Below are 20,676 nucleotides of genomic sequence, written 5' to 3'. Positions count from 1 at the left end.
ACCCTCATCAGGTTGTCTTTTTCATTTATAGTCATGTTGATATTTAAGATTCTTCTGAGTTTTCTTGTTCCTGTTCTACCATGTCTTTGATTTTAATCAATCGATCGTAAAAACATTCGTATGGCCTGACATTACCATAGATTCTTAATACATTAAGATGTGTATCTACACAGTGAGGGACATCATTTAATATAGTTCCTGGATAGAGTTCCAGGGTTTGCGGTAAATTAATACCAGAAAAATAGTCTTCTAAGTCGGAAACAGTCATGATGCAAAGGTAATACTAATATAATTTACTCCTTGTTTTTTTCAGGATTAGCTTGTTTTTTGAATGATCAGTATGTTTTCTTCTTAGAGCTGCTGATATTCAGGTAATTCCTCAATAAATTGGAAGCTTTCTGCCAGATGATCGATCATCGCATAGCAATGTTTTAAGCCATTGGTTACGACCAGCCATTTGGCTTTATGAACAGAATTGTATCGGGAGGCCTGGTCAAAAACCGCCTGGGTAATGTTTACAGCAGGGGCTTTACATTCGATCACCATAATTCGCTCGCCGGAAGTGTTAAAAATAACAATGTCACTTCTTTTCCTGAGTTGGTTGAGGTTTAGCCCCCCTTCGATCTGAATCAGTGTTCTGGGGAATTTTTTGATTAAGATAAGATACTGAATGAAATGTTGCCTCACCCATTCTTCCGGAGTCAGAACCAGGTGTTTCTTACGCACTTCGTCGAAAATAAAGTGCTTGTTATCCTTCAGTGTAATTTTAAAAGGATACTGTGGAAGGTTCAGCGCTGTAGGGTTAAATGCCATTTGTGCAAAAATAACCTTTAATAATTAGTTTTTAGCCGTTACATTTGGATAAATATATGAGTGTTGCCAATATAATCAAAGACATTAAAGCCAGAAAGTTTAAGCCTGTTTACCTGTTACACGGTGAAGAACCTTATTATATCGACCAGATTATCCATTATATGGAAGAAAACGTGCTGAGCGATATGGAAAAAGGATTCAACCAGACCGTTTTATATGGGAAGGATACAGACATGGCTACGATCATGAATGCGGCGAAACGCTACCCAATGATGTCAGACTATCAATTGATAGTGGTGAAGGAAGCACAGGACCTTAAATGGGCCAAGGAAGCAGAAGGAAGCAGCAAGGAAGCAGAGTTTGTACAAAGCTATTTTGAGAAACCGCTTCCAAGTACAATTCTGGTGCTGGGGTATAAATACGCCAATTTCGATAAACGAAAGAAAATCTATAAATCCATTGACAAAAATGGGGTGATTTTTCAATCGGATCTAGTACGCGATTATAAATTGGCGGCCTGGATCGAAGATTTTGTGAAAGAGAAAGGCTATAAGATTGCTCCTCAGGCTTCCGCACTGATGGCAGAATATTTAGGTGCTGATCTTTCTAAGATCGCCAATGAAGTGGAAAAACTGCTGCTCAATATTGGTAAAGAAGTAACCATAGATACCGACTTGATTCAACGAAATATAGGGATCAGTAAGGAATATAATGTATTTGAGCTACAAAAGGCATTGGCCATAAGGAATGTACTGAAGTGTAACCAGATCATTAATTATTTCGCCGACAATCCTAAAGCGAATCCAATGGTGATGGTGATGGCCAACCTGAATGCCTATTTCTCAAAAATTCTCAAGTATCATTATCTGCCAAATAAAGCAGAAGCGGCAAAAGAACTGGGGGTTAATCCTTACTTTATCAAAGATTACGAAACTGCATCACGCAGCTATAACCTGAATAAAACCTTCGATATCATCAGCTTGCTGAGAGAATATGACCTTAAAAGTAAGGGCGTAGATAGTACTGGGAACATTACGGATGGTGAATTATTGAAAGAATTGCTCTTTAAAATGCTGCATTAGTTGCGAAGCAAATGCTTTAATCAGCCAATTAAGACAGACATTGAAAATTTTATAGATACGAAAAAAGGAGGCCAGAGCCTCCTTTTTTATAATTATCTTTTTTAGTTCCTTAGTGAGAAGAAACTGCTTTTAAGCCGATAATAGAACAAATCAGTGTCGTGATGAACACAATTCGCCAGAAAGTAGCTGGTTCATGGAACACAAAAATCCCAACTAATACTGTTCCTACGGCTCCAATACCCGTCCACACCGCATACGCTGTTCCAATAGGAAGCGTCTGAGTTGCTTTAAGCAATAAGCCCATACTGATGGTCAGGCAGACTAAGAAACCTGCACCCCACATCAGGGTCGCGTTTCCAGTAGTTTCTTTCATTTTTCCTAAGCAGGAAGCGAAGGCGATTTCAAAAAGACCGCCAAGAATTAAAAATATCCAGTTCATTTTATTGTTTTTTATTGCCGGCTACTGTAATTTCAGGCTTCGGTAAATGTGAAGGCAAATTTCCGCATTTGAGCATAAAAACCGACTAAACAAATGATAAGAAATCAAGGAGATTCAATAATTACTTGATTTCAGCTCTGATTCTACTCAAAGAAACGGGGGTAATGCCTAAATAGGAGGCGATATAATTCAGCTGCACACGCTGTAAAAGTTCCGGATAATGGTCCATCAGATTTTTATAACGTTCGCTGGCATTGAGCAGTAACCTTGAAATCAGACGCTCTTCTACCAGAATGATCTCTTTTTCTATGAGTTTTCTTCCCCAGTTGGCAATGGCAATATCAGTAGTATATAATGTTTCCAACTGATGATGGTCTATTCGGTAGAGCATGGCATCTTCTAATAATGCAATACTTTCATAGCCTGGCGTCTGATTGATGTAACTATTGTAAGAAAAAACAGAGCTTCCTTCCTTGCCAAACCAAAACGTTACATCGGATTCTTCAGTACGATAATACGCTCTGGCCATACCCAATTTTATAAAATATACTGTACGGTCCACTTCATGCTGACGGAACAATAGATGCCCTTTGGGATATTTTATTTCCACAAAAAGGCTGGCTAACTTCTCTAAAGAGGGCTCGGTAATGGGCGTAATATTGGTGATGATCTGCTTGATGGTTTCCATTTGTGGTGGATGTAGTTTTACCGAAAAGTATTTTTATAATCGTTTGTACAAATATAGAATTTGAAATGATCGTGCTTTTGTTTTTTTTATGCTTATTGTAAATGATTATCGCTAAATTGTTGATTATAAAGCTGTTTTATAGCTTAAAAATAATTAAAGCAATCTTTAGAGATTTAATTCCTACAAAATAACAGATGAAATAATGGGGGAGAGTATTATTTTTTCCGAGAAACAAAGGTTCAGGCAGTGGTGGCTTTGGTTGATCTTTCTGATTATAAATGGGCTCTTTCTAACAGGAGCTTTCAGGCAGCTCATTATCATGAAACAGATTGGAGATCACCCGATGAGCAATACCGCTTTAGTGATCTCAGTTACGGTTTCCTTATTGATCACTATTTTCTTCTTTATTCTTTGCTTAGAGACTCAAATCAGTGATAAAGGAATTCATGTTCGGTTTTATCCTTTTCATTTATCCTTCAGGTTTTATCCTTGGGAAAGCATCAATAAAGCTTATGTCAGAAAGTATAGCCCAATTATGGAGTATGGCGGCTGGGGAATCAGATACGGACTGATGGGAAATGGGCGTGCATTGAATGTTTCCGGAAACAAAGGTTTACAGTTGGAATTTAACAATGATCAGAAACTCTTAATTGGAACCCATAAGCCGGAGGAGTTAAGGCAGGTATTAAATCAGATTTGTAAGGAAAAAGTATACAAAGATTAGATACTGCTTGCCTCCAAAGATTTAAACAGTATCTTCTGCGTTATTTTAAGCTATCTAGCTGATTTTTCAACTGAATTTGCATACTGTCCATCTGGTTATTCAGCTGATGTTTTAGATTTTTAAGGTCTCCGGTTACAGACTGCATACTGTCTTGTACTGACTTTAAATCGATCACCACTTTTGATACGGTATCATTGACCATAATAATCATTTTATTATCATCAGGATACACCCACCATTCCGCAATCATCATCGGCATTTTCTGCGTGGGCTCACCAACCAATTCAGTTACTTTGGCAGTGTTCATTCCTGATTTTACAGATTCAAAGGGCTTTTTTTTAGTACAGGCAGAAAGACCTAATACTGCAATGGAGATTAAGAGCATTTTTTTCATACTATAAATATATTAAAATTCAGGAAATGAGAAAGTTTATTTCATAGCAATATTATTCCTTAATTCAGGTTTTAATACAGCGGTTGCTCGTTGAGAGCATTAGAGGAATTTCCATCCCTTTTGATGCGTTGGGGCTATTGAATTAGGTACATGATTTTGAATATTTAAGAAATTAATTGAAGTTAATTTAGGGATCATTAATCCCTAATTATGTCTTAAATAACTTTTTATATTAACTATTAATGATGGTCAACTTCCAAATTCCTTTTAATGGTCCAAATTTACTTTTTGTTCACATTACATCTATGTCCTTTGGTGACTAGGAAAACTTTCAACCTAACTAAGTCAATAAATTCTGTATAAATAGATGGAACGGTTGCCACATGAGCGTTTATGCCAGAATTTCTTGAAAAGTGTTAAGGGGACCAGTTTGGCTTAGGCAAGTAATTAATATCATCTTAAGTCTAATCATAAGATATGATCAATATTCGGATCTTACGTTAAAGTTCCTCATTTTCAAAGAAGAGAGATTAATATCTAATTAAAAGACTAATGCACCTCACGATATGAATTTATAAAGGGTTTTAAAAGTATAATCGGTCTTTTTTCTAATGCGTTGAAGTTTGGCCATAAATTCTCAAAACTATTTAAAAAATCATTCATGTTATCTATTTTCTGATCGGCTTGTCTTCGGAATAAAATTGGAAAAATAATTATCTTTGAGGAATATTCCTTAGATATTAATTTTAAGTCTTTTAATTTTTTAATTAGCTCATGGTCAGGTTTGATCGTCTCAATTATGCGACTGGACATATCCTTAGAGAAATATACGGTATCTATTTTTCCAAGTTTATCAAAAGCTACAGCGATAGAAATAAAATAAGCTTGATTTTTAGGGGTTTTGAATAAAAGGTCGGAATTAAGATGCCCTCCGATAGTTTTTATTATTGGAAGACGTATATCTAGTGCTTTTTTATTTGGACTAATATTAATACTTAGGCTATCCTGCGCGTAGCCAAATAGGCAATTTAGCATCAGGAATGAGTAAATGGTTAGGTGTAATTTCATTGTTTTTAGTTTATTCACAAAAGACGCCTCTTCTTTTTGAACTAGGAGTCGACTTTTTGTGCTGTTCATTGATATCTTCAATCTCCGCCCTTTCACTATCACTTAATTTATTCTTATAAAATGAGGTAAACTGTAAGCCGCCCCAAGATAAACCCCATGCATCCTGTAGGCTCAATGATGGGAATGCAACCCTTAAAGATCCAGTCAACAAAGCTATATAATCATCGGCCATTTTGGAATGACCATCTCCAATTGATATTGTTCCATCTAAACCTTTTGGGTATTTTGTATCCAGGTAAGTATGTAATACCTCATGGTATACAGTAGCCACAATATATTCCTTTGATCTTCCTAGAAGCTTATTTTTGTTTAATTCAATTTCAAAAATCTTACTATTTATTTGCCTGCTTGTTCCATCGATGTTATCCGGAAGTGTCGTTACATCTTTAAATGTAATATCACTATCCTCATATTCGTTTCCACTGAACGTATTATTAAGCATGTCTCTTATTGTATTTTTTGCGTTTCTTGCGGTTTCAACTGCCTCATTTATACAAGGATCTTTAACCTCATTTTTCACCTCTCTTTTTTGCTCTAATGGTTCTTTAACGATAGGAGGAGGACATGGTGAGAGCCATTATTTACCTTTGGGTGGAGGTGTGGTAGGTACTTTGTAATTTGGGTCGGGGTTACAGGTTTGGGGGGCATAATTACCACCACCACTTCCAGCTCCAGAAGATCGTTCTGGAAGGCCAGGCTGACCCAATTCAGGGGTGATAATTACAGGTGGAAGTTCTACACATGGAACACTTTTCCTATGCAGGGTGATTCTGGAATTGCAACAATAAAGTAGACATTCAGTTAAGCTGCAATATTTTGTTTGTTTAAATTTTTTCCAAATTCCTCTGGGGACAAGTATCCGAGGGCAGAATGTAGTCTTTTACGGTTGTACCAAGTTTCAATATATTCGAAAACTATGCGGGCTGCTTGCTCTTTGTCAGTAAATTGTTGCTGATATATACATTCAGCTTTAAGTGTCTTGAAGAAGCTCTCTGCCACCGCGTTGTCCCAACAATTACCCTTTCTGCTCATGCTTCTTATGATCAATGAGTTTTTCTCCAACAACCATCGGAATTCATTGCAGGCATATTGAACACCTCGATCAGAATGAAAAATAATCTTCTGAGTAATCGGTCGTCTTGATTGTGCCATTTTAAAGGCAGGGATTACTGTGTCATATGCTTTCATCGTTGCACTTAATGCCCAGCCAATGATTTTTCTATCACCTAGATCGATCCCCGTTGTCAGATACAGCCAGCCTTGCCTGGTCCTGATATAAGTAATATCTGATACCCATACAGCACCCGATATTCCTGGCTTAAAGTCACGGTCCAATACATTATCCGGAACAGGGAATTTATGGCTAGAGTCTGTCGTAACCTTAAATTTTTTCTTCACAATGCTTCTCAGCTTTGCTTTTCTCATGATTCTGGCAACCCTTGGCCTGGAAATCATAATCGATTTTTTACGGAGCTCCAGGGTAATTCAGGGACTACCATATATCTTTTTGCTGTTTTCAAAAGCTAATAAAACCTCTGCTTCAATTATCTGATTTTCAATATTTCTTTTTGATGGACTGCTGATTGTCCATTTGTAAAATCCAGCTCTACTTACTTTAAATACTGAGCACATCTTCCCAACTAAAAACATCCTGCTATGATCCTTTATGAACCCGAATATTTGTTGTCGCCCTTGGAGAAAATGCTGATAGCCTTTTTTAGAATATCGCGCTCCATCTGCGTTTCACGCAGTTCTTTCTTCAATAAAGCCAACTCTTGCTCAGCTGAGCTGAGTATAACTTTCCCTTTTCCAGGAAAGCTACTGCCTTGTTTGCTAGAGAATTCCTTCCGCCAACGGTATAACAATGCCGAACTAATATCTAGTTCTTTGGCCAGCGCACTCAGATCTGTTCGGGTATTACTCAGTTCAACGCTCATCAGCTTGAACTCTTTCGGATAGGTTTTTCTTTCTCGTGACATAATTTCTGTTAAGTTATAAAATTCACTTAACTTACTGTCCACTCAAATGTAGCAACTCCACTGGAGTTATTTTAGTATCTGTATATTGGTATTAATAGTAGTTGTGGTATTATTTAGCCCAGCATCACAACAAAGAGAACCAATTGATGAATTTGAAACAAAAGAGAAATGGAGTATATTGTCAATTTTTAGCTTAATCTTTTTTGGAATTTTAATTTTATCTGCATTTCTTTAAAAATGGCAGTATCCAAGAAACTGTGTAAATGGGATTTGAGGTAAAAATTTAGATCCCATTTTTATGTAAATGAGAGAAAGGAATTTAAAAGATGCAAGCAAAAGATTTTTTTAATGAACTTTTTCACTTTATTCGGTGAATCCTTCACACCACCTTTTCTGATTCTAACTAGTTTATCTCCTTTGGAAGGATCGGGAAAATAAAAATAAATGAAAGGTTTGTTGCTGTTTGTTATTTTTGTCGGAATTGAGAGTTTAAATTCAATGCCGTTCCACTCTCTAAGGAAGATATTTGTAGACTTTTTATCCATCATTTCTAGTATTTGATGTCTAAATCTATAGATAAATTAATAGTAAATTGTCAACGGTTTTGTCAATGAATGAGAGAAATACCCCTTTAGAATATGAAAAATACACAATTTTGGCTAGTAAAAAGTGAACCGTTTAAATACAGTTGGGATCAGTTTAATAAAGACGGACGTACCTTTTGGGATGGCGTAAGAAATTACCAGGCGCGCAACAACCTGAAAGCTATGAAAGAGGGCGATTTAGTCCTGTTTTACCACAGTAACGAAGGTAAAAATGTAGTCGGAATTGCCAAAGTGGTAAAAGAATTTTATCAGGATCCTACTACGGATGATATTAAATGGGTGGTAGTAGATCTAGCGCCAGTGGAGGCATTAAAAACACCGGTATCTTTAGAGCAAATCAAAGCAGAAGAAAGCTTACAAGACATATCATTAGTTAGACAAGGACGTTTATCAGTGATGCCATTGAAAGCGGAAGAGTTTGACAAGATCCTGGAAATGGGTTCTGTTTAATGAACCTTATCTTCTGCAGGATGGATGACTTTCTTTGCGGCTAGCAATCCGACACTCATAATCAGGCTGGATCCAAGTACCACAAGGAACAGAAAAGCCGTGCCTACCTCTGGTATTTTTAATGCTGGAGGTAGGTTAAAGTACAGTAAGATACTGATTAACCCTCTAGGTGCAATAAAGCTTTCTGAACCACTGTTTTCTCTTCTGAAAATCTTCAGATAAGCGAAGCGAATGAAAAAAATGGTCGCTAAAATAATCAATCCATTGGCAATTACTGGCACGTCATCCAAGGCGTAAATATTCATTGTAAAGCCAAAAATCACAAAGAAAAACGTACGAATAATAAAGGCACTTTCAGCAGAAAGCTGGTACAGCTGCGTTAAGTCATTTGATAAGTTCTTATAAATAAAAACGCTCCTGAAATAGGCATGTTTAATGGTATCTGCATTGTTTAAGAACAAACCGAAAGCGAGAATGAGGACTAATGAAGATAAATGATAAGACTGTCCGATAGCATACACCAGAATCAGAATAGAAATGATCAGGAAAAACTTAATGTGGTGTGAAATTCTGCCCATTAAATACAGCAGAGTAATGCAGGAAATCGCTGATAACACAATAATCAACAATGTATTCAATCCCAATCCTGCAAAAGAAGACAGCGAAATGTGTGGATTCGTAATGGCAAAATTGAAAAGAATAATGCTTAAAATATCTGAAAAGGAAGATTCATAAATGATGAATTCCTTGCTTTTCTTACTTAATGCAGCTGCCGAGGGAATGGCAATGGCCGAACTAATCACACTGAAAGGAATGGCATTTGTGAAACAAACGTATAATTCTTTTCCGGTGATCTGGTAAATGATAAAGGTGATCACGGATACGGTGGCCAGCAACACGAAAAAAGCGGAAAAAAATGCCCCTTTGATCAGCTTATTTTTTTCCTTTTCATATTTAAGTTCGAGGGAACCTTCAAAAACGATTAAAATCAAACCGACTGTACCTAAAGTAGGCAGGATCGTCAGGAAATCGAAGGTGTGTAAATGGAGCTTATCTACCAGGACACGTAAACCAATGCCCAATAATAACAGCAGTAAAACGGAGGGAAGTTTGGTCTTACTGGCAACAAGATCAAATAGATAGGAAAATATGACAAGTCCGCTTAAAATGATTAATGTGGTGTATGTCGTCATATTTTCCTTTTGGTTCCTATCTAATTTATTGATATCTTATTTTATTCTTCGAAAAATAAAGCTCTTAGCTCTTTAGCGTCGTTTGCTTTCATTTTACCGCTCAGGATTAAACGAAGCTGTCTTCTTCTTAATGCACCGGCAAATAATTCAATTTCATCTTCAGTTTCTGGCAATATTTCAGGAACAGGAATGGTTCTGCCACTTTGATCGATGGCTACAAACGTATAATATGCTTCATTTGATTTGACACGTGCTCCGGAAGGAATATTTTCTGCCCAGACATCCAATCTAACCTCTACTGAGGTATTGAACGCGCGTGTTACTTTTGCTTCAATGGTAATTACATCGCCCAGTTTGATGGGTTGTTTAAAAGATACATTGTCTACTGAGGCAGTAACCACGATCCTATTGCAGTGTTTTTGCGCAGAAATAGCAGCGGCGATGTCCATCCAGTGGAGCAATCGGCCTCCCATTAAATTGTTCAATGTATTGGTATCATTCGGCAGTACCAACTCATTCATAATGGTAAATGACTCTTTCGGGCTTTTTATCTTTGTACTCATAATCTCTGCAAAAGTAAGTAAAAATGAACATAGATGGAGTAATTTCAGGATCAGCCTGTTTTTTTAAACAAATGTACACCGTTGATGTTATCTTAAAATATGGACAATCAAACCCTTTTGCAGTACTTCCACTGGTATTATAATGAAGCCGATAAGTTATGGATTAAAGCAGGAAAAGAAGCCGAAAAACTCGCGCAAATGGGGATTACTGGCGTCTGGTTTCCACCGGCTTATAAAGCCAATTCAGGCGCGTCCTCAGTGGGATATGATCCTTACGACCTTTACGATCTTGGCGAATTCGATCAAAAGAATACGGTAGCTACGAAATATGGTACAAAGGAGGATTATCAAAATGCGATTCAATTACTCCAAAAAAATGGAGTAAATGTAATCGCAGATGTCGTTTTTAACCATAAAGCAGGCGGGGATGAGCTGGAAAAAATGATGGTCAGGACTGTAAATCCAGAAGATAGAGAAGAATTTACCTCTGAACCTTTTGAGATTGAAGCCTGGACAAAGTTTACTTTTAAAGGTAGAAATGGCCAGTATTCCCAGTTTATATGGGATAAAGATTGCTTTAGCGGTATAGATTGGGCAGAAGATTTAAAAGAAACGGGAATTTATTCCATCCAGAACATTTATGGTGAAGGTTGGGAAGATGTCCCTTCTAAAGAACTAGGCAATTACGATTACCTGATGTACAATGATATCGAGTTCCGAAATCCCGAGGTACGGGAAGAGCTGAAACGATGGGGCGAATGGTACGTAAACAGCTGTGGTATGAAAGGCTTTCGTTTAGATGCAGTAAAACATATCGCTACAGATTTCCTGATAGAATGGCTGGACCACATGAATGAAACTTTTGAGACTTCCTTTTTTATTGTCGCAGAAAATTGGAATATCGATAATGTAGCGGAACTGGAGCAATATCTGGAAATCACAAAAGGGCGTATGCAGTTATTTGATTCTTTGCTTCATCATCAGCTTTTCCTGGCTGGAGAAGAAAAAGAACAATATGATCTGTCTAAAATATTTGCAGGGACTTTAGTAGAGTCGCAGCCTTTGTATGCCGTTACTTTCGTAGATAACCATGATTCTCAACCGCTGCAAGCTTTGGAATCCTATATAGATTTTTGGTTTCGCCCTTTGGCCTATGCCCTGATTTTATTACGGGAAGGGGGGATTCCTTGTGTTTTCTATGCCGATTTATACGGTGCAAAATATAAGGACGAGGACAAAGAAGAAGATTTGGTAGAGGTAAATCTGGTTCCTTTAGCGGAGTTGCCAGAAATGCTGAAGGTCAGAAAAGACGTTTCTTATGGTTTACAGCGTGATTATCTGGATTTTCCAAATTGTATTGGCTGGACCAGGGCCGGTGTTCCTGAAAAGCAAAATTCAGGTATTGCAGTCATCATGAGCAATGGTGCAGAAGGATTCAAAGAAATGGAAATGGGTCCAGAACATAGCGGAAAGACAATGATTGATGTCCTAGGCAATAGAAACGAATCCATCATTGTTGATGAGAACGGCTGGGCAGAGTTTTTCTGTAATGCGGAAAGCGTGTCGGTATGGACTATCGTTTAGTCGTGTTTACATTGACAAAGCCAATCAGTTCTTCCCAGCGGGATCCTGGCTTACGGTAATATACATACACCTGATAAGTATTTTCGGTTTCAAAGAAAGCGCCTTCAAAAATGGTCAGATCAGCTTTGCCTGTTTGTTTATCCAGCCAAACGTATTTATAGTCATAAAGTCCTTGTTTCAGAAGAATACTGGTATGGAAACGCTTAGCGGAAGCATCGTAAACGAGCTTACTGGCTTCATTTAAGACGTAATTGTTAAATCGGCCAACTACATAAGCATCACCAGGCGTACTAGGAACTGGGGAGTTTAAGGTGAAATAAACACGGGCATAATCACTTTCGATATTGGCATCACGGCCATCCTGGTTTCTGATGAAAAAGCTGCCATTTTCATCAAATTGATTGGTGAACTTCGCTACATTTCCGTTTTGATCGGTAAAGAGCATCACTTTGTTGGTGGTATCTCTAATGATTTCCTTCACATTTTCCGCTTTATAACGGAAACTCCGCATGTCAAATTTTCTAAACTCATTTCCTCCGGGAAAATCATTGTAGTTTACATCGTTATATACCAGGGATGCTGGTCTGACGAATGTGGGTGTCTTATTCCAGGAAGCAGTTTGTGGAATACCATTTTGCATCACTACTGCTTTTAAATCTAAGGATGGATTTTGAATAGGGGTTTTGTGGGAAATGGTGAAATCTACCTTCTGGTGTGTTCTGCGTAAATCTACCTGCGGACTAGCGGTAATATTTATGCCAACAGCGACCTGATTATCCACCACATAAAACCGTTGAGAGACTACAGGTTTCTGAGGATTGCCATCTTCATAAACTTTTAATAAGTAATTGCCCGAAATCTTTGGTTTTATCTGGTAATTAGGTAGCGTGAGGGCGTAATTGGTGTATTGCTGCAGCGTTCCAAAAGAATATTTATACTCCGTAATGCGGTCTTCCGACATACCGTCCAGGTAATCTAGCGGAGAAAGCCGGGAAGGTTTCCAATCGGAAGTACAATGTTCAACGGTATAAGAGTAGATTTTACTGCCACCGTTTAGGTTGTCGAAAGAGAAGTATAAAAGCTCATTAGAATTTAAAGCAATCACAGGAAGCGACTGTTCTTTTTGTGTATTATAACATTGTATCGTCCGGATTTCCGGTAAATATACTTTGTTATCGTATACAAATTGCTGGTTTTGAGCCAGAGCAATTTGCATACTAAATAACAGCACGAAAAACAATCCGCTTAGTTTTATCATTATCCTTCTAATTCCATAATATCGGAAGCCAGTTCTTCCCATTTATTCTGGGCATTGTCTAGCTGATGTTTGGCTTCAGTATAAGTTTTATTGGCTTCAGCTAGCTTTCCTATATTCGAATATACAGCTTCATCAGCGATTTGTGCTTCAATAGCTTTCACACTTTTCTCAAATTCAGCGATTTCTGTTTCAATCTTTTTCAATTGCTCATTCAGCTTTTTAAGTTGCTGCTGTGTATTTGGAGCAGATTTCTCTACTGCAGCCGCTTTAGGTTTCACCTCTTTATCAGGTCTAACCGGAATGCTGGTTGCTGGAGAAGGGATTCTTTTTGAATTCCATTCTTCGTATTCTGCGTAGGTACCTGGATATTCTTTAATGTCCTGATCTTCGATAAACCAAATTTTGTTGGCTACATTATCTAAGAAGTACCTATCGTGAGATACGGCAATAAAAGTACCTTCATATTGTGTTAAAGCTTGAATCAGGATATTCACTGATTGAATGTCCAGGTGATTCGTAGGCTCATCCAGAATCAGGAAGTTAGAGTCGGTGGTTAAAGATTTAGCCAATGCCACCCTTGATTTCTCTCCCCCGGATAGTACACGGATTTTCTTGAAAACATCATCACCAGTGAAAAGGAAACAGCCTAAAATTCCACGTAATTCTGTATCAGTATGTTTAGGCGCGAAAGCCTGCAATTCTTCAAGAATCGTGTTGTCCAGGTGTAAAGATTCCAGCTGATGCTGTGCAAAGAAAGTAGTGGTTACATTATGACCAACTTCACATTTACCATCAAATCCTTCTGCACCTGCGATGATACGTAGTAGTGTCGATTTACCTTTACCGTTGGCACCGATTAAAGCGATTTTATCACCTTTTTCAATCAAACCATCTGCATTATTTAAGATATCGATGTTTGGATAGCTTTTGTAAGCTTCTTCTACGCGAATCACGTGTCGTCCAGAAGGTTTAGAGAACTTAAACTGGAAGTTTACTGTTGGGTTATCGTCATCAACATCCTCTACACGTTCCATTTTATCCAAGGCTTTCATCCTTGATTGTGCCATTTTCGCTTTAGAAGCTTTTGCACGGAAACGCTCGATCAAACGCTCTTCCTGTTTGATTTTTGCCTGTTGGTTTTTAAATTCTCCCTTTTGGATCTCTCCACGCAGGGATTTTTCTTCCAGATAGAAGGTGTAATTACCAGCGTAAGGAGTCAGTTTTCCTTTGCGGGATTCTACGATACGGTTCACTACTTTATCTAAGAAATACCTATCGTGAGAAACGATCACAATGGCACCTTCAAAGCTCAATAAGTAAGTTTCCAGCCATTTGATGGAAGGTAAATCCATGTGGTTGGTAGGCTCATCCAGCAATAGAATGTCTGGAGTCTGCAAAAGAATCTTTGCCAGCATCACCCTCATTCTCCATCCTCCGGAGAAGGTGTTTAATGGTCTGTGCTGATCTTCAGTGCTGAAACCAAGACCTGCAAGGATTTCATTTGCTCTATATTCTATGCTGTATCCATCTAAAGCTTCAAACTCCTGCTGCTTATCGCTCAGTTTGTTCAATACTTCTTCCGAATAATCTGTTTCTATCTTTTTTAAGAGTTCTTCAATTTCATCATGCAGCTGATTTTGGCGCTCAAAGGCCTCCATTGCTACGTGTAAAATACTATGGTGTGAATCGTAAGAAAGTAAATCCTGGTTCAGGTAGCCTATTTTCAGGTCTTTCGACATGGAAATGCTGCCTGAAGAGGGGCCATATTCGCCCACTATTATTTTTAGAAGGGTAGATTTACCGGTTCCATTGGCTCCGATTAATCCAATTCTTTCTCCTGGTTTAATGTGCCAGTTTGCCTCGTCGTATAAAGCTCTGGAGCCTATCAGGAATGTTAAGTCGTTTATTGAAATCATTTGCCTGCAAAAATACGATTTTGTTTGCTCTACACTTGCATTAAATTTGACGGATTTGTAATTTATTTTTAGGAGATAGGAGGGCTAAATGCGTGTTCTGAGGGGATTTACGCATTTTTCGAAGTACTGGTAGAAAATTGATGGTTTTGAAGACAACGAATTTTATAGCTATTGTTACTGCATTGTTAACATTACTGCGTATTTTTGCGTTTTTGGGAGGGAAGATATTGTACCTCAGGGTACCATCATCTCAAATCCTTTGTATTAATCAAAACGTTTCTATATTCGTTACATGTACCGTCTAATAAAGCCTTTATTCTTCCAGTTTGATCCTGAAAAAGTACACCATTTTGTGGTGAAACAATTAAAATGGTTCAATGATCATTTCCCAATGGGAAAAACAATTTTACGCAGCAGCTTTGATGTCAATATCAAAGGACTGGAACGCGAAGTATTCGGTATCAAGTTTAGAAATCCAGTTGGATTAGCAGCAGGCTTTGATAAAAACGGAGAATATATTGAGGCCCTGAGTAACCTGGGCTTCGGTTTCATCGAAGTAGGAACGGTAACACCTTTACCGCAGCCAGGAAATGACGCACCACGTATGTTTCGTTTGCAGGAAGATTCAGCAATCATCAACCGCATGGGCTTCAATAACAAAGGGGTAGATACCCTTGCGGAGCGATTGAGGTTATTAAAGCTAAAAGATAAGAGCATTGTGATCGGCGGGAACATCGGCAAAAATAAAAATACCCCCAATGAAGATGCCGTAAGCGATTACATCAAATGTTTCGACCGTTTATTTGACGTAGTCGACTATTTCGTGGTGAATGTAAGTTCTCCAAATACTCCAGGGTTAAGAGAGTTGCAGGAGAAAGCGCCATTGATGAACCTATTAAATACTTTACAGCAAAGAAATCTAACGCATCAAACCAGCAGACCAATCTTATTGAAAATTGCTCCAGACCTGACCAATGAGCAATTGGATGATATTGTAGAGATCGTTTTAGAGACTGGCATTGCCGGTGTCATCGCTACTAATACCACTATTGATAAAAGCGGCTTGAACAGTCCAGTTGAATTAACTGGAGAAGCTGGTGGATTGAGTGGAAAGCCTTTGACTACACGTTCTACAGAGGTGATTAGATACATCTCTACGAAATCAAATAAAGCATTCCCTATTATAGGCGTAGGGGGAATTCACTCCGCTCAGGATGCTAAAGATAAATTGGAGGCTGGTGCATCACTTGTGCAGCTTTATACCGGCTTTATTTATGAGGGCCCTGGTATCGTGAAAAAGATTTGCAAGGAACTCGTTTAAACGGATATTCAGGCCTTAAATGGGAATTGTAGGTTAACTTAGTTCCTATCTTACAGATAAAAAAAATAGAAGCAGTAATGATTGATTTCATTGCTGTTTTTTTTATACCTATGATTTAAGTAAATATAGCTGAAGCATTGCCCTAGGCCAGCGAAAGAAAATCAGCGAGTCTGTGAGAAGGCAGGGGAAGGTTTGCCCTCTTGCGGGCAAATTTTTCAGCCTTAGAATAGATTGCTGATTTTAAGAAGCGCAGGGGAGAGTACTATGAAATGTATTACAATAAGAAGTATAATACGGTATAAACAAAAAAAAGACCTTAGGAATTTCCTAAAGTCTTTCTTATTTCTTGAAACAGAAACTTATGCTCTTGCAGTAAGTTTGTCTAGAACAGCATTGTTTTTAGCCAATTGATCTGTAGTAGACTGTTTAGAACGGCTACCTAATTCAATGTTAGTCGCTAATTTTAAGTTTTTCACATCTAATTTAGCGAAAGTCTTATTTCTTCTGTCTTTTCTTTTTAATCTAGTAACTGCCATGGTGTAACCCTTTATTTTTTTATTTATTGTAAATCTGAGGTCGAGAGCGGATTCGAACCGCTGTAGGAGGTTTTGCAGACCTCTGCCTAGCCACTCGGCCACTCGACCTTTCTAAAAATTTAGAATGCAAAAGTAGCAATTAAATCTAAGTATGCAATTTATTTTTGAAAATTTCTGCTGATATCTGCGCATAGTATTGCTGCACAAACTGCTACGTTTAAAGATTCTGCTCCGCCAATCCTCGGAATCGTTACAGGTACGGTGATTAATTTCATGATTTCAGGTGAAATCCCTTGGCCTTCATTTCCCAAAATCACCAATCCTTCGGTTCCCCAGTCTACATCATACATGCTTTTCCCATTTAACACCGCTCCGAACACAGGAACTGGAGGGGAAGAAAGTAAAGGTGCAAGATCCTGATAATAGATATCCATTCTGCTTAAGGAGCCCATTGTAGCTTGTACTGTCTTCGGATTATAAACTTCTACTGTATTTTGAGAACAAATGATATTTTTAAAACCAAACCAATCTGCAGTGCGGATGATGGTGCCTAGATTTCCCGGATCTTGTATACCATCAAGTACTAATGAAAAGTTGTTTTTGAGCTGTTTTGTATTCAGTACCGGGTTTTTAGGCAGATGAACCAATGCCAGAATCCCCTGTGGGGTTTGTAAAGTACTTATCTTGTCCAGTTCCGTACTGTTTACTTCAAATAACTTTATATTTGCAGGTAATTCAGGGAGTAGAGACTGATATTGAGCCAGATAATAGATGCTGTGAACCTGGTAAGAAGAATGAATAAATTCTGCAATAGATTTTATACCTTCAATAATAAATATCCCATTTTCTTTACGGTACTTTTTTTGATGTAACGATTTTATAAAACCTATTTGAGATTTTGAAAGCATACTATAATTATAAAAAGAATGTCCAGTTTCTTGCAATATTACTACTTATTATTGTTTTTGTGGCAGGATGTTCTTCAACAAAGTACATCGAACCCTACCAATCCATCGTTAAGAAAGTAAAAATTGACAGCATAGATCCAGCTTTTAAAGAGGAGGCTTATAACTACATCCAAAAAGACATTCGTCCAACTTCCAAGTTAGGAATCAATGTGTTGCTCTATAATATGTTCAACACTAAGGATGGTCGTTATAAGACCAGTAACATCAAGCCTTTGGGAAGCCCGCCGCCAATTCTAGACAGTGCAATTGTGGATATCTCCCGTAGTCAAATTGAAAAATACCTGATGAGTAAGGGGTATTTTAATGCCAAAGTGAAGTCTGATATTAAGGTGAAAGACCAAAAAGCAGAAGTAACTTTTGTAGCCAATACCGGTCCGGATTTTAAAATTTCAGAATTTATCTACCAGATTCCAGATAGCGCCGTAAAGCAATTGTACCTTTCACAAAGAGATTTGTTTACCCATATTAAACAAGGAATGCGCTTTGATGATGATTCGCTCTCTTTTGAGAGAGATAAGATTTATCAATTGATGAAAGAGAATGGTTATTTTGATTTCGCCAAGCCTTATGTGAGGTTTTTGGTGGATTCAAATCTGAATGCCAGTAAGGCGAAAGTGACTTTACTAATCGATAATCCATTGGACAAAGCACAGCATTCAAAATATAACATAGGAGAAACCAATATAGTTGTCGCACCAAATTCAGATGGTTATCCTGATTCTGTTACTTTGAACAAACGAATTTTTAAAGGTATAAGGTATACTGATCTCTCTAAGAAATTCCGAAGAAATCCAGTTGTACGTTATAATTTCCTGCGTGAAGGAGAACAGTACGACATCAGGAACGAAAATATCACTTTCGATAGATTGTATGAGCTGAATGTATTTAAGAATGTGAAAATCGATTATCAGAAAGCGAAAGACAGTACTTTAAAGGTAAATCCATTCATACAATTGATTCCTCAAAAGATCATGAGTAACCGGGTGGAAGGAGAAGTTCCATTTAATGGAGGTACTGTTGGATTTAACCTGAGTAATACCTATACCAATAATAACTTGTTTAGGGGGACAGAACGTTTCGAATTTCAGATTAAGGGTGGTTTGCAATCCAGAGTAGGACAAGGAGGTTCTATTTTTAGTGACATTTACCAGCGTGATTTTTCCGTAAGTGCCAGTTTAACCGTTCCGCGGCTGATGATGCCTTATTTTTCTAAATACGTCACAGGGAAGGGAGGAATGCCTCATACAATTTTTTCAAGTAGTTATGTATTTGCTTTGCAAAAGGACTTCTTTACCCGAAGAGTGTTTTTAAATTCCCTGACTTATGAGTTTATAGAAACAAAATCTAAGCTTCATTCAGTTACGCCAATCAACTTTGAATATAGATTTGGTAGCCTGCTTTTTGATAAAAATGATACGTCGAAATACATTCAGGATCTTGTTAAAAACAATGCTTATACGATCAATCTATTGACCAGAAAGAGTATCACGCTAGGTATTAAATACGTTTATTCCTTGAATGCAGATAAACTATTGTCCGGTAATGATTTTATTTATTTCCGTGGGAATATAGATGTAGCAGGAAATATGCTTTATGCTTTTTCAAAACTCTCTGGTGTAAAGATGGATCCTCGTGAAGAGATTTATGGGAAGCTGTTAGGGGTTCAATTTAACCAGTATGTACGTCCTGAAATCGATGTGAGGTGGTATAAAGGATTGGGGATTGACAAACAATTTGTAGCCAGGTTAAACCTGGGTGTTGGCTATGCTTATGGGAATTCTGTGGATATGCCATTTGAGAAACAGTTCTTTGCAGGTGGATCATCGGGTGTAAGGGCATGGCAAGCCAGAACTTTAGGCCCTGGCGCTTATAATCGTGGAATTGCGATTCCAAAAGAAGAAGACCGCAGGACGCTTTATGGTTTGGATCAACTTGGTGATATGCACATGGAGGCAAATCTGGAATATCGTTTTAAGCTGGTCAATAAATTTTTTGGCGGTAAATTAAAAGGAGCTGTATTTTTAGATATGGGAAATGTCTGGAACCTCTCCGCAAGAGCAACAGATTCAGTTAAAGTAACCAATGTTGGCGATGAAACAGTTTTCAGAATCAAAAATCTGGCTAAACAGATTGCGATTGGTACTGGTATGGGATTTCGTTATGATGTACAGTATTTTGTATTCCGTTTTGATGTAGGACTCAAACTTAAAGATCCACAGTTTACCGGATCAGATCAATGGGTGATCTCTAAATTCCTTGGCGGTGGTAAGAAATTTAGAGCAGATTATGATGCACTTAATACGCCAGACCGGTATCGTTTTGTACAATATAATTTTGGAATCGGAATGCCTTTCTAAATGTAGTTTTAATACTGATCAGGCCATATTAATGAATTGAGGTTGTCCTGATCAGCTGCTATTTATAGGTTAAAACATCTTCTTTAAACCATCAAAAATAGTCTCAAAGAAAGTGGAGGCACTCAAGCCATTGCTGTGGTTGAAGTAAAAGAAAACCAGCAGTAGGATCACCGCTATAATAATGAATTTTCTAAAGGCAAAAGCCAGGAATACCAGGATTAAAGGAAATAAGACCAACCATAAACTGCTAATCGTATAAGGGTTTAGCGTGCCATCTTTTTTGTATACATACAATAATTTACTGTGCGTACCCTTATCATTTTGGTGTTTCAGGTAAACAAAAGCCGATCTTTCTAATTGTAGCGGCAATACTGCAATTCCGTCATTGAAAGTAATAGGCTGTGTAAAGCCGCTTACTGTAAAAGTATAAACACCATTGATCTTCTCTATTGGATTATCCAGCGAATCCGCGGCAATAATGGCCAGTTTGCTGTTTTTCAATAAGCTCTCTTTTACGATAAAATTATTGATGTCTGCATGTTGTGCGAAGACAGCTGTACAAGCCATAACTAGCAAAAGCACTAAGGATAATCTTTTCATTGCGCTAAAAATCATTGATGTTATTAATTTTTTCAAATGTAGTAAAAGCGAATATGTTTTTTACAGATCCGCTGTTAA

General features: G+C 37.7%; 23 protein-coding genes and 1 tRNA gene. 7 read left to right on the top strand and 17 right to left on the bottom strand.

The features are described from left to right. Nucleotides 1-43: 43 nt before the first annotated feature. Together AQ505_RS21450 and AQ505_RS21445 are read right to left on the bottom strand one after the other, a co-directional pair. Nucleotides 44-268, bottom strand: a complete 225-nt coding sequence (locus AQ505_RS21450; RefSeq protein WP_062550071.1) for a DUF6965 family protein — start codon at nt 266-268, stop codon at nt 44-46. An 83-nt stretch (nt 269-351) separates the two neighbouring features. Next, entirely contained in the window at nt 352-813 is a 462-nt protein-coding gene (locus AQ505_RS21445; RefSeq protein ID WP_062550070.1) for a type I restriction enzyme HsdR N-terminal domain-containing protein, read from the bottom strand. A gap of 56 nt (nt 814-869) precedes the next feature. Here AQ505_RS21445 and holA point away from each other — a divergent pair, with 56 nt between their 5' ends. Then, complete coding sequence (gene holA / locus AQ505_RS21440; RefSeq protein ID WP_062550069.1) at nt 870-1,895, top strand: DNA polymerase III subunit delta; 1,026 nt, start codon at nt 870-872, stop codon at nt 1,893-1,895. A 109-nt stretch (nt 1,896-2,004) separates the two neighbouring features. Here holA and AQ505_RS21435 read toward each other — a convergent pair whose 3' ends face one another. Both AQ505_RS21435 and AQ505_RS21430 read right to left on the bottom strand, forming a co-directional pair. After that, nucleotides 2,005-2,334 carry a DMT family transporter gene (locus AQ505_RS21435; protein WP_062550068.1) on the bottom strand — a complete coding sequence of 110 codons (330 nt, stop codon included), beginning with the start codon at nt 2,332-2,334 and terminating at the stop codon, nt 2,005-2,007. Between the two features lie 121 nt (nt 2,335-2,455). Next, a complete protein-coding gene (locus tag AQ505_RS21430; protein ID WP_062550067.1) occupies nt 2,456-3,022 on the bottom strand; it encodes a Crp/Fnr family transcriptional regulator in 567 nt (188 codons plus the stop codon). A gap of 319 nt (nt 3,023-3,341) precedes the next feature. On the opposite strand from AQ505_RS21430, the gene AQ505_RS21425 reads away from it, so the two are divergent. Further along, a complete protein-coding gene (locus AQ505_RS21425) occupies nt 3,342-3,746 on the top strand; it encodes a hypothetical protein (RefSeq protein WP_157262505.1) in 405 nt (134 codons plus the stop codon). A gap of 40 nt (nt 3,747-3,786) precedes the next feature. On the opposite strand, the gene AQ505_RS21420 is transcribed toward AQ505_RS21425, so the two are convergent. The 5 genes from AQ505_RS21420 to AQ505_RS21400 form a co-directional block, all read right to left on the bottom strand. Further along, entirely contained in the window at nt 3,787-4,140 is a 354-nt protein-coding gene (locus tag AQ505_RS21420) for a hypothetical protein (RefSeq protein WP_062550065.1), read from the bottom strand. A gap of 549 nt (nt 4,141-4,689) precedes the next feature. Beyond that, complete coding sequence (locus AQ505_RS21415; protein ID WP_062550064.1) at nt 4,690-5,208, bottom strand: hypothetical protein; 519 nt, start codon at nt 5,206-5,208, stop codon at nt 4,690-4,692. A 10-nt stretch (nt 5,209-5,218) separates the two neighbouring features. Then, entirely contained in the window at nt 5,219-5,788 is a 570-nt protein-coding gene (locus AQ505_RS21410) for a hypothetical protein (protein WP_062550063.1), read from the bottom strand. 281 nt (nt 5,789-6,069) lie between these two features. Continuing rightward, nucleotides 6,070-6,693, bottom strand: coding sequence for an IS3 family transposase (locus AQ505_RS21405; RefSeq protein WP_231634953.1), 624 nt, complete (start codon nt 6,691-6,693; stop codon nt 6,070-6,072). Between the two features lie 239 nt (nt 6,694-6,932). Continuing rightward, nucleotides 6,933-7,247 carry a transposase gene (locus AQ505_RS21400; protein WP_062550062.1) on the bottom strand — a complete coding sequence of 105 codons (315 nt, stop codon included), beginning with the start codon at nt 7,245-7,247 and terminating at the stop codon, nt 6,933-6,935. Nucleotides 7,248-7,350: 103 nt separating this feature from the next. Between AQ505_RS21400 and AQ505_RS27395 the strand changes: the two genes are divergently transcribed. Together AQ505_RS27395 and AQ505_RS21390 are read left to right on the top strand one after the other, a co-directional pair. Beyond that, complete coding sequence (locus AQ505_RS27395) at nt 7,351-7,482, top strand: hypothetical protein (RefSeq protein WP_442952128.1); 132 nt, start codon at nt 7,351-7,353, stop codon at nt 7,480-7,482. 403 nt (nt 7,483-7,885) lie between these two features. After that, nucleotides 7,886-8,302 carry an EVE domain-containing protein gene (locus AQ505_RS21390; RefSeq protein ID WP_062550060.1) on the top strand — a complete coding sequence of 139 codons (417 nt, stop codon included), beginning with the start codon at nt 7,886-7,888 and terminating at the stop codon, nt 8,300-8,302. On the opposite strand, the gene AQ505_RS21385 is transcribed toward AQ505_RS21390, so the two are convergent. Then, nucleotides 8,299-9,495: a sodium:proton antiporter gene (locus AQ505_RS21385; protein WP_062550059.1), complete on the bottom strand. Its 1,197-nt coding sequence runs from the start codon at nt 9,493-9,495 to the stop codon at nt 8,299-8,301. The genes AQ505_RS21390 and AQ505_RS21385 overlap by 4 nt on opposite strands. A gap of 41 nt (nt 9,496-9,536) precedes the next feature. After that, complete coding sequence (locus tag AQ505_RS21380) at nt 9,537-10,058, bottom strand: acyl-CoA thioesterase (protein ID WP_062550058.1); 522 nt, start codon at nt 10,056-10,058, stop codon at nt 9,537-9,539. A gap of 99 nt (nt 10,059-10,157) precedes the next feature. On the opposite strand from AQ505_RS21380, the gene AQ505_RS21375 reads away from it, so the two are divergent. Continuing rightward, nucleotides 10,158-11,642, top strand: a complete 1,485-nt coding sequence (locus AQ505_RS21375) for an alpha-amylase (RefSeq protein WP_062550057.1) — start codon at nt 10,158-10,160, stop codon at nt 11,640-11,642. On the opposite strand, the gene AQ505_RS21370 is transcribed toward AQ505_RS21375, so the two are convergent. Then, a complete protein-coding gene (locus AQ505_RS21370) occupies nt 11,632-12,900 on the bottom strand; it encodes a type IX secretion system plug protein (RefSeq protein ID WP_062550056.1) in 1,269 nt (422 codons plus the stop codon). The genes AQ505_RS21375 and AQ505_RS21370 overlap by 11 nt on opposite strands. Next, nucleotides 12,900-14,816, bottom strand: coding sequence for an ABC-F family ATP-binding cassette domain-containing protein (locus AQ505_RS21365; protein ID WP_062550055.1), 1,917 nt, complete (start codon nt 14,814-14,816; stop codon nt 12,900-12,902). The genes AQ505_RS21370 and AQ505_RS21365 overlap by 1 nt, the downstream gene beginning before the upstream one ends. Nucleotides 14,817-15,108: 292 nt before the next feature. Between AQ505_RS21365 and AQ505_RS21360 the strand changes: the two genes are divergently transcribed. After that, complete coding sequence (locus tag AQ505_RS21360) at nt 15,109-16,137, top strand: quinone-dependent dihydroorotate dehydrogenase (protein ID WP_062550054.1); 1,029 nt, start codon at nt 15,109-15,111, stop codon at nt 16,135-16,137. A gap of 359 nt (nt 16,138-16,496) precedes the next feature. Here AQ505_RS21360 and AQ505_RS21355 read toward each other — a convergent pair whose 3' ends face one another. The 3 genes from AQ505_RS21355 to AQ505_RS21345 all read right to left on the bottom strand — a co-directional run bounded on the left by AQ505_RS21355 (nt 16,497) and on the right by AQ505_RS21345 (nt 17,581). Further along, nucleotides 16,497-16,673 (bottom strand): hypothetical protein, encoded by a 177-nt coding sequence (locus AQ505_RS21355; protein WP_062550053.1) that lies wholly within the window; start codon nt 16,671-16,673, stop codon nt 16,497-16,499. A 37-nt stretch (nt 16,674-16,710) separates the two neighbouring features. Continuing rightward, a tRNA-Cys gene (locus tag AQ505_RS21350) sits at nt 16,711-16,781 on the bottom strand. A gap of 50 nt (nt 16,782-16,831) precedes the next feature. After that, nucleotides 16,832-17,581, bottom strand: coding sequence for a TrmH family RNA methyltransferase (locus AQ505_RS21345; protein ID WP_062550052.1), 750 nt, complete (start codon nt 17,579-17,581; stop codon nt 16,832-16,834). Here AQ505_RS21345 and tamL point away from each other — a divergent pair. Further along, entirely contained in the window at nt 17,572-19,998 is a 2,427-nt protein-coding gene (gene tamL, locus AQ505_RS21340) for a translocation and assembly module lipoprotein TamL (RefSeq protein WP_062550051.1), read from the top strand. The two genes, AQ505_RS21345 and tamL, sit on opposite strands and share 10 nt — an antisense overlap. 69 nt (nt 19,999-20,067) lie before the next feature. Here the strand turns inward: tamL and AQ505_RS21335 are convergent, their stop codons facing one another. After that, complete coding sequence (locus AQ505_RS21335; protein WP_062551148.1) at nt 20,068-20,598, bottom strand: hypothetical protein; 531 nt, start codon at nt 20,596-20,598, stop codon at nt 20,068-20,070. Between the last annotated feature and the right edge of the window lie 78 nt (nt 20,599-20,676).

It is taken from the genome of Pedobacter sp. PACM 27299, assembly GCF_001412655.1.
Taxonomy (GTDB): Bacteria; Bacteroidota; Bacteroidia; order Sphingobacteriales; family Sphingobacteriaceae; genus Pedobacter.
This window is presented reverse-complemented; position numbering and strand designations above follow the sequence as displayed.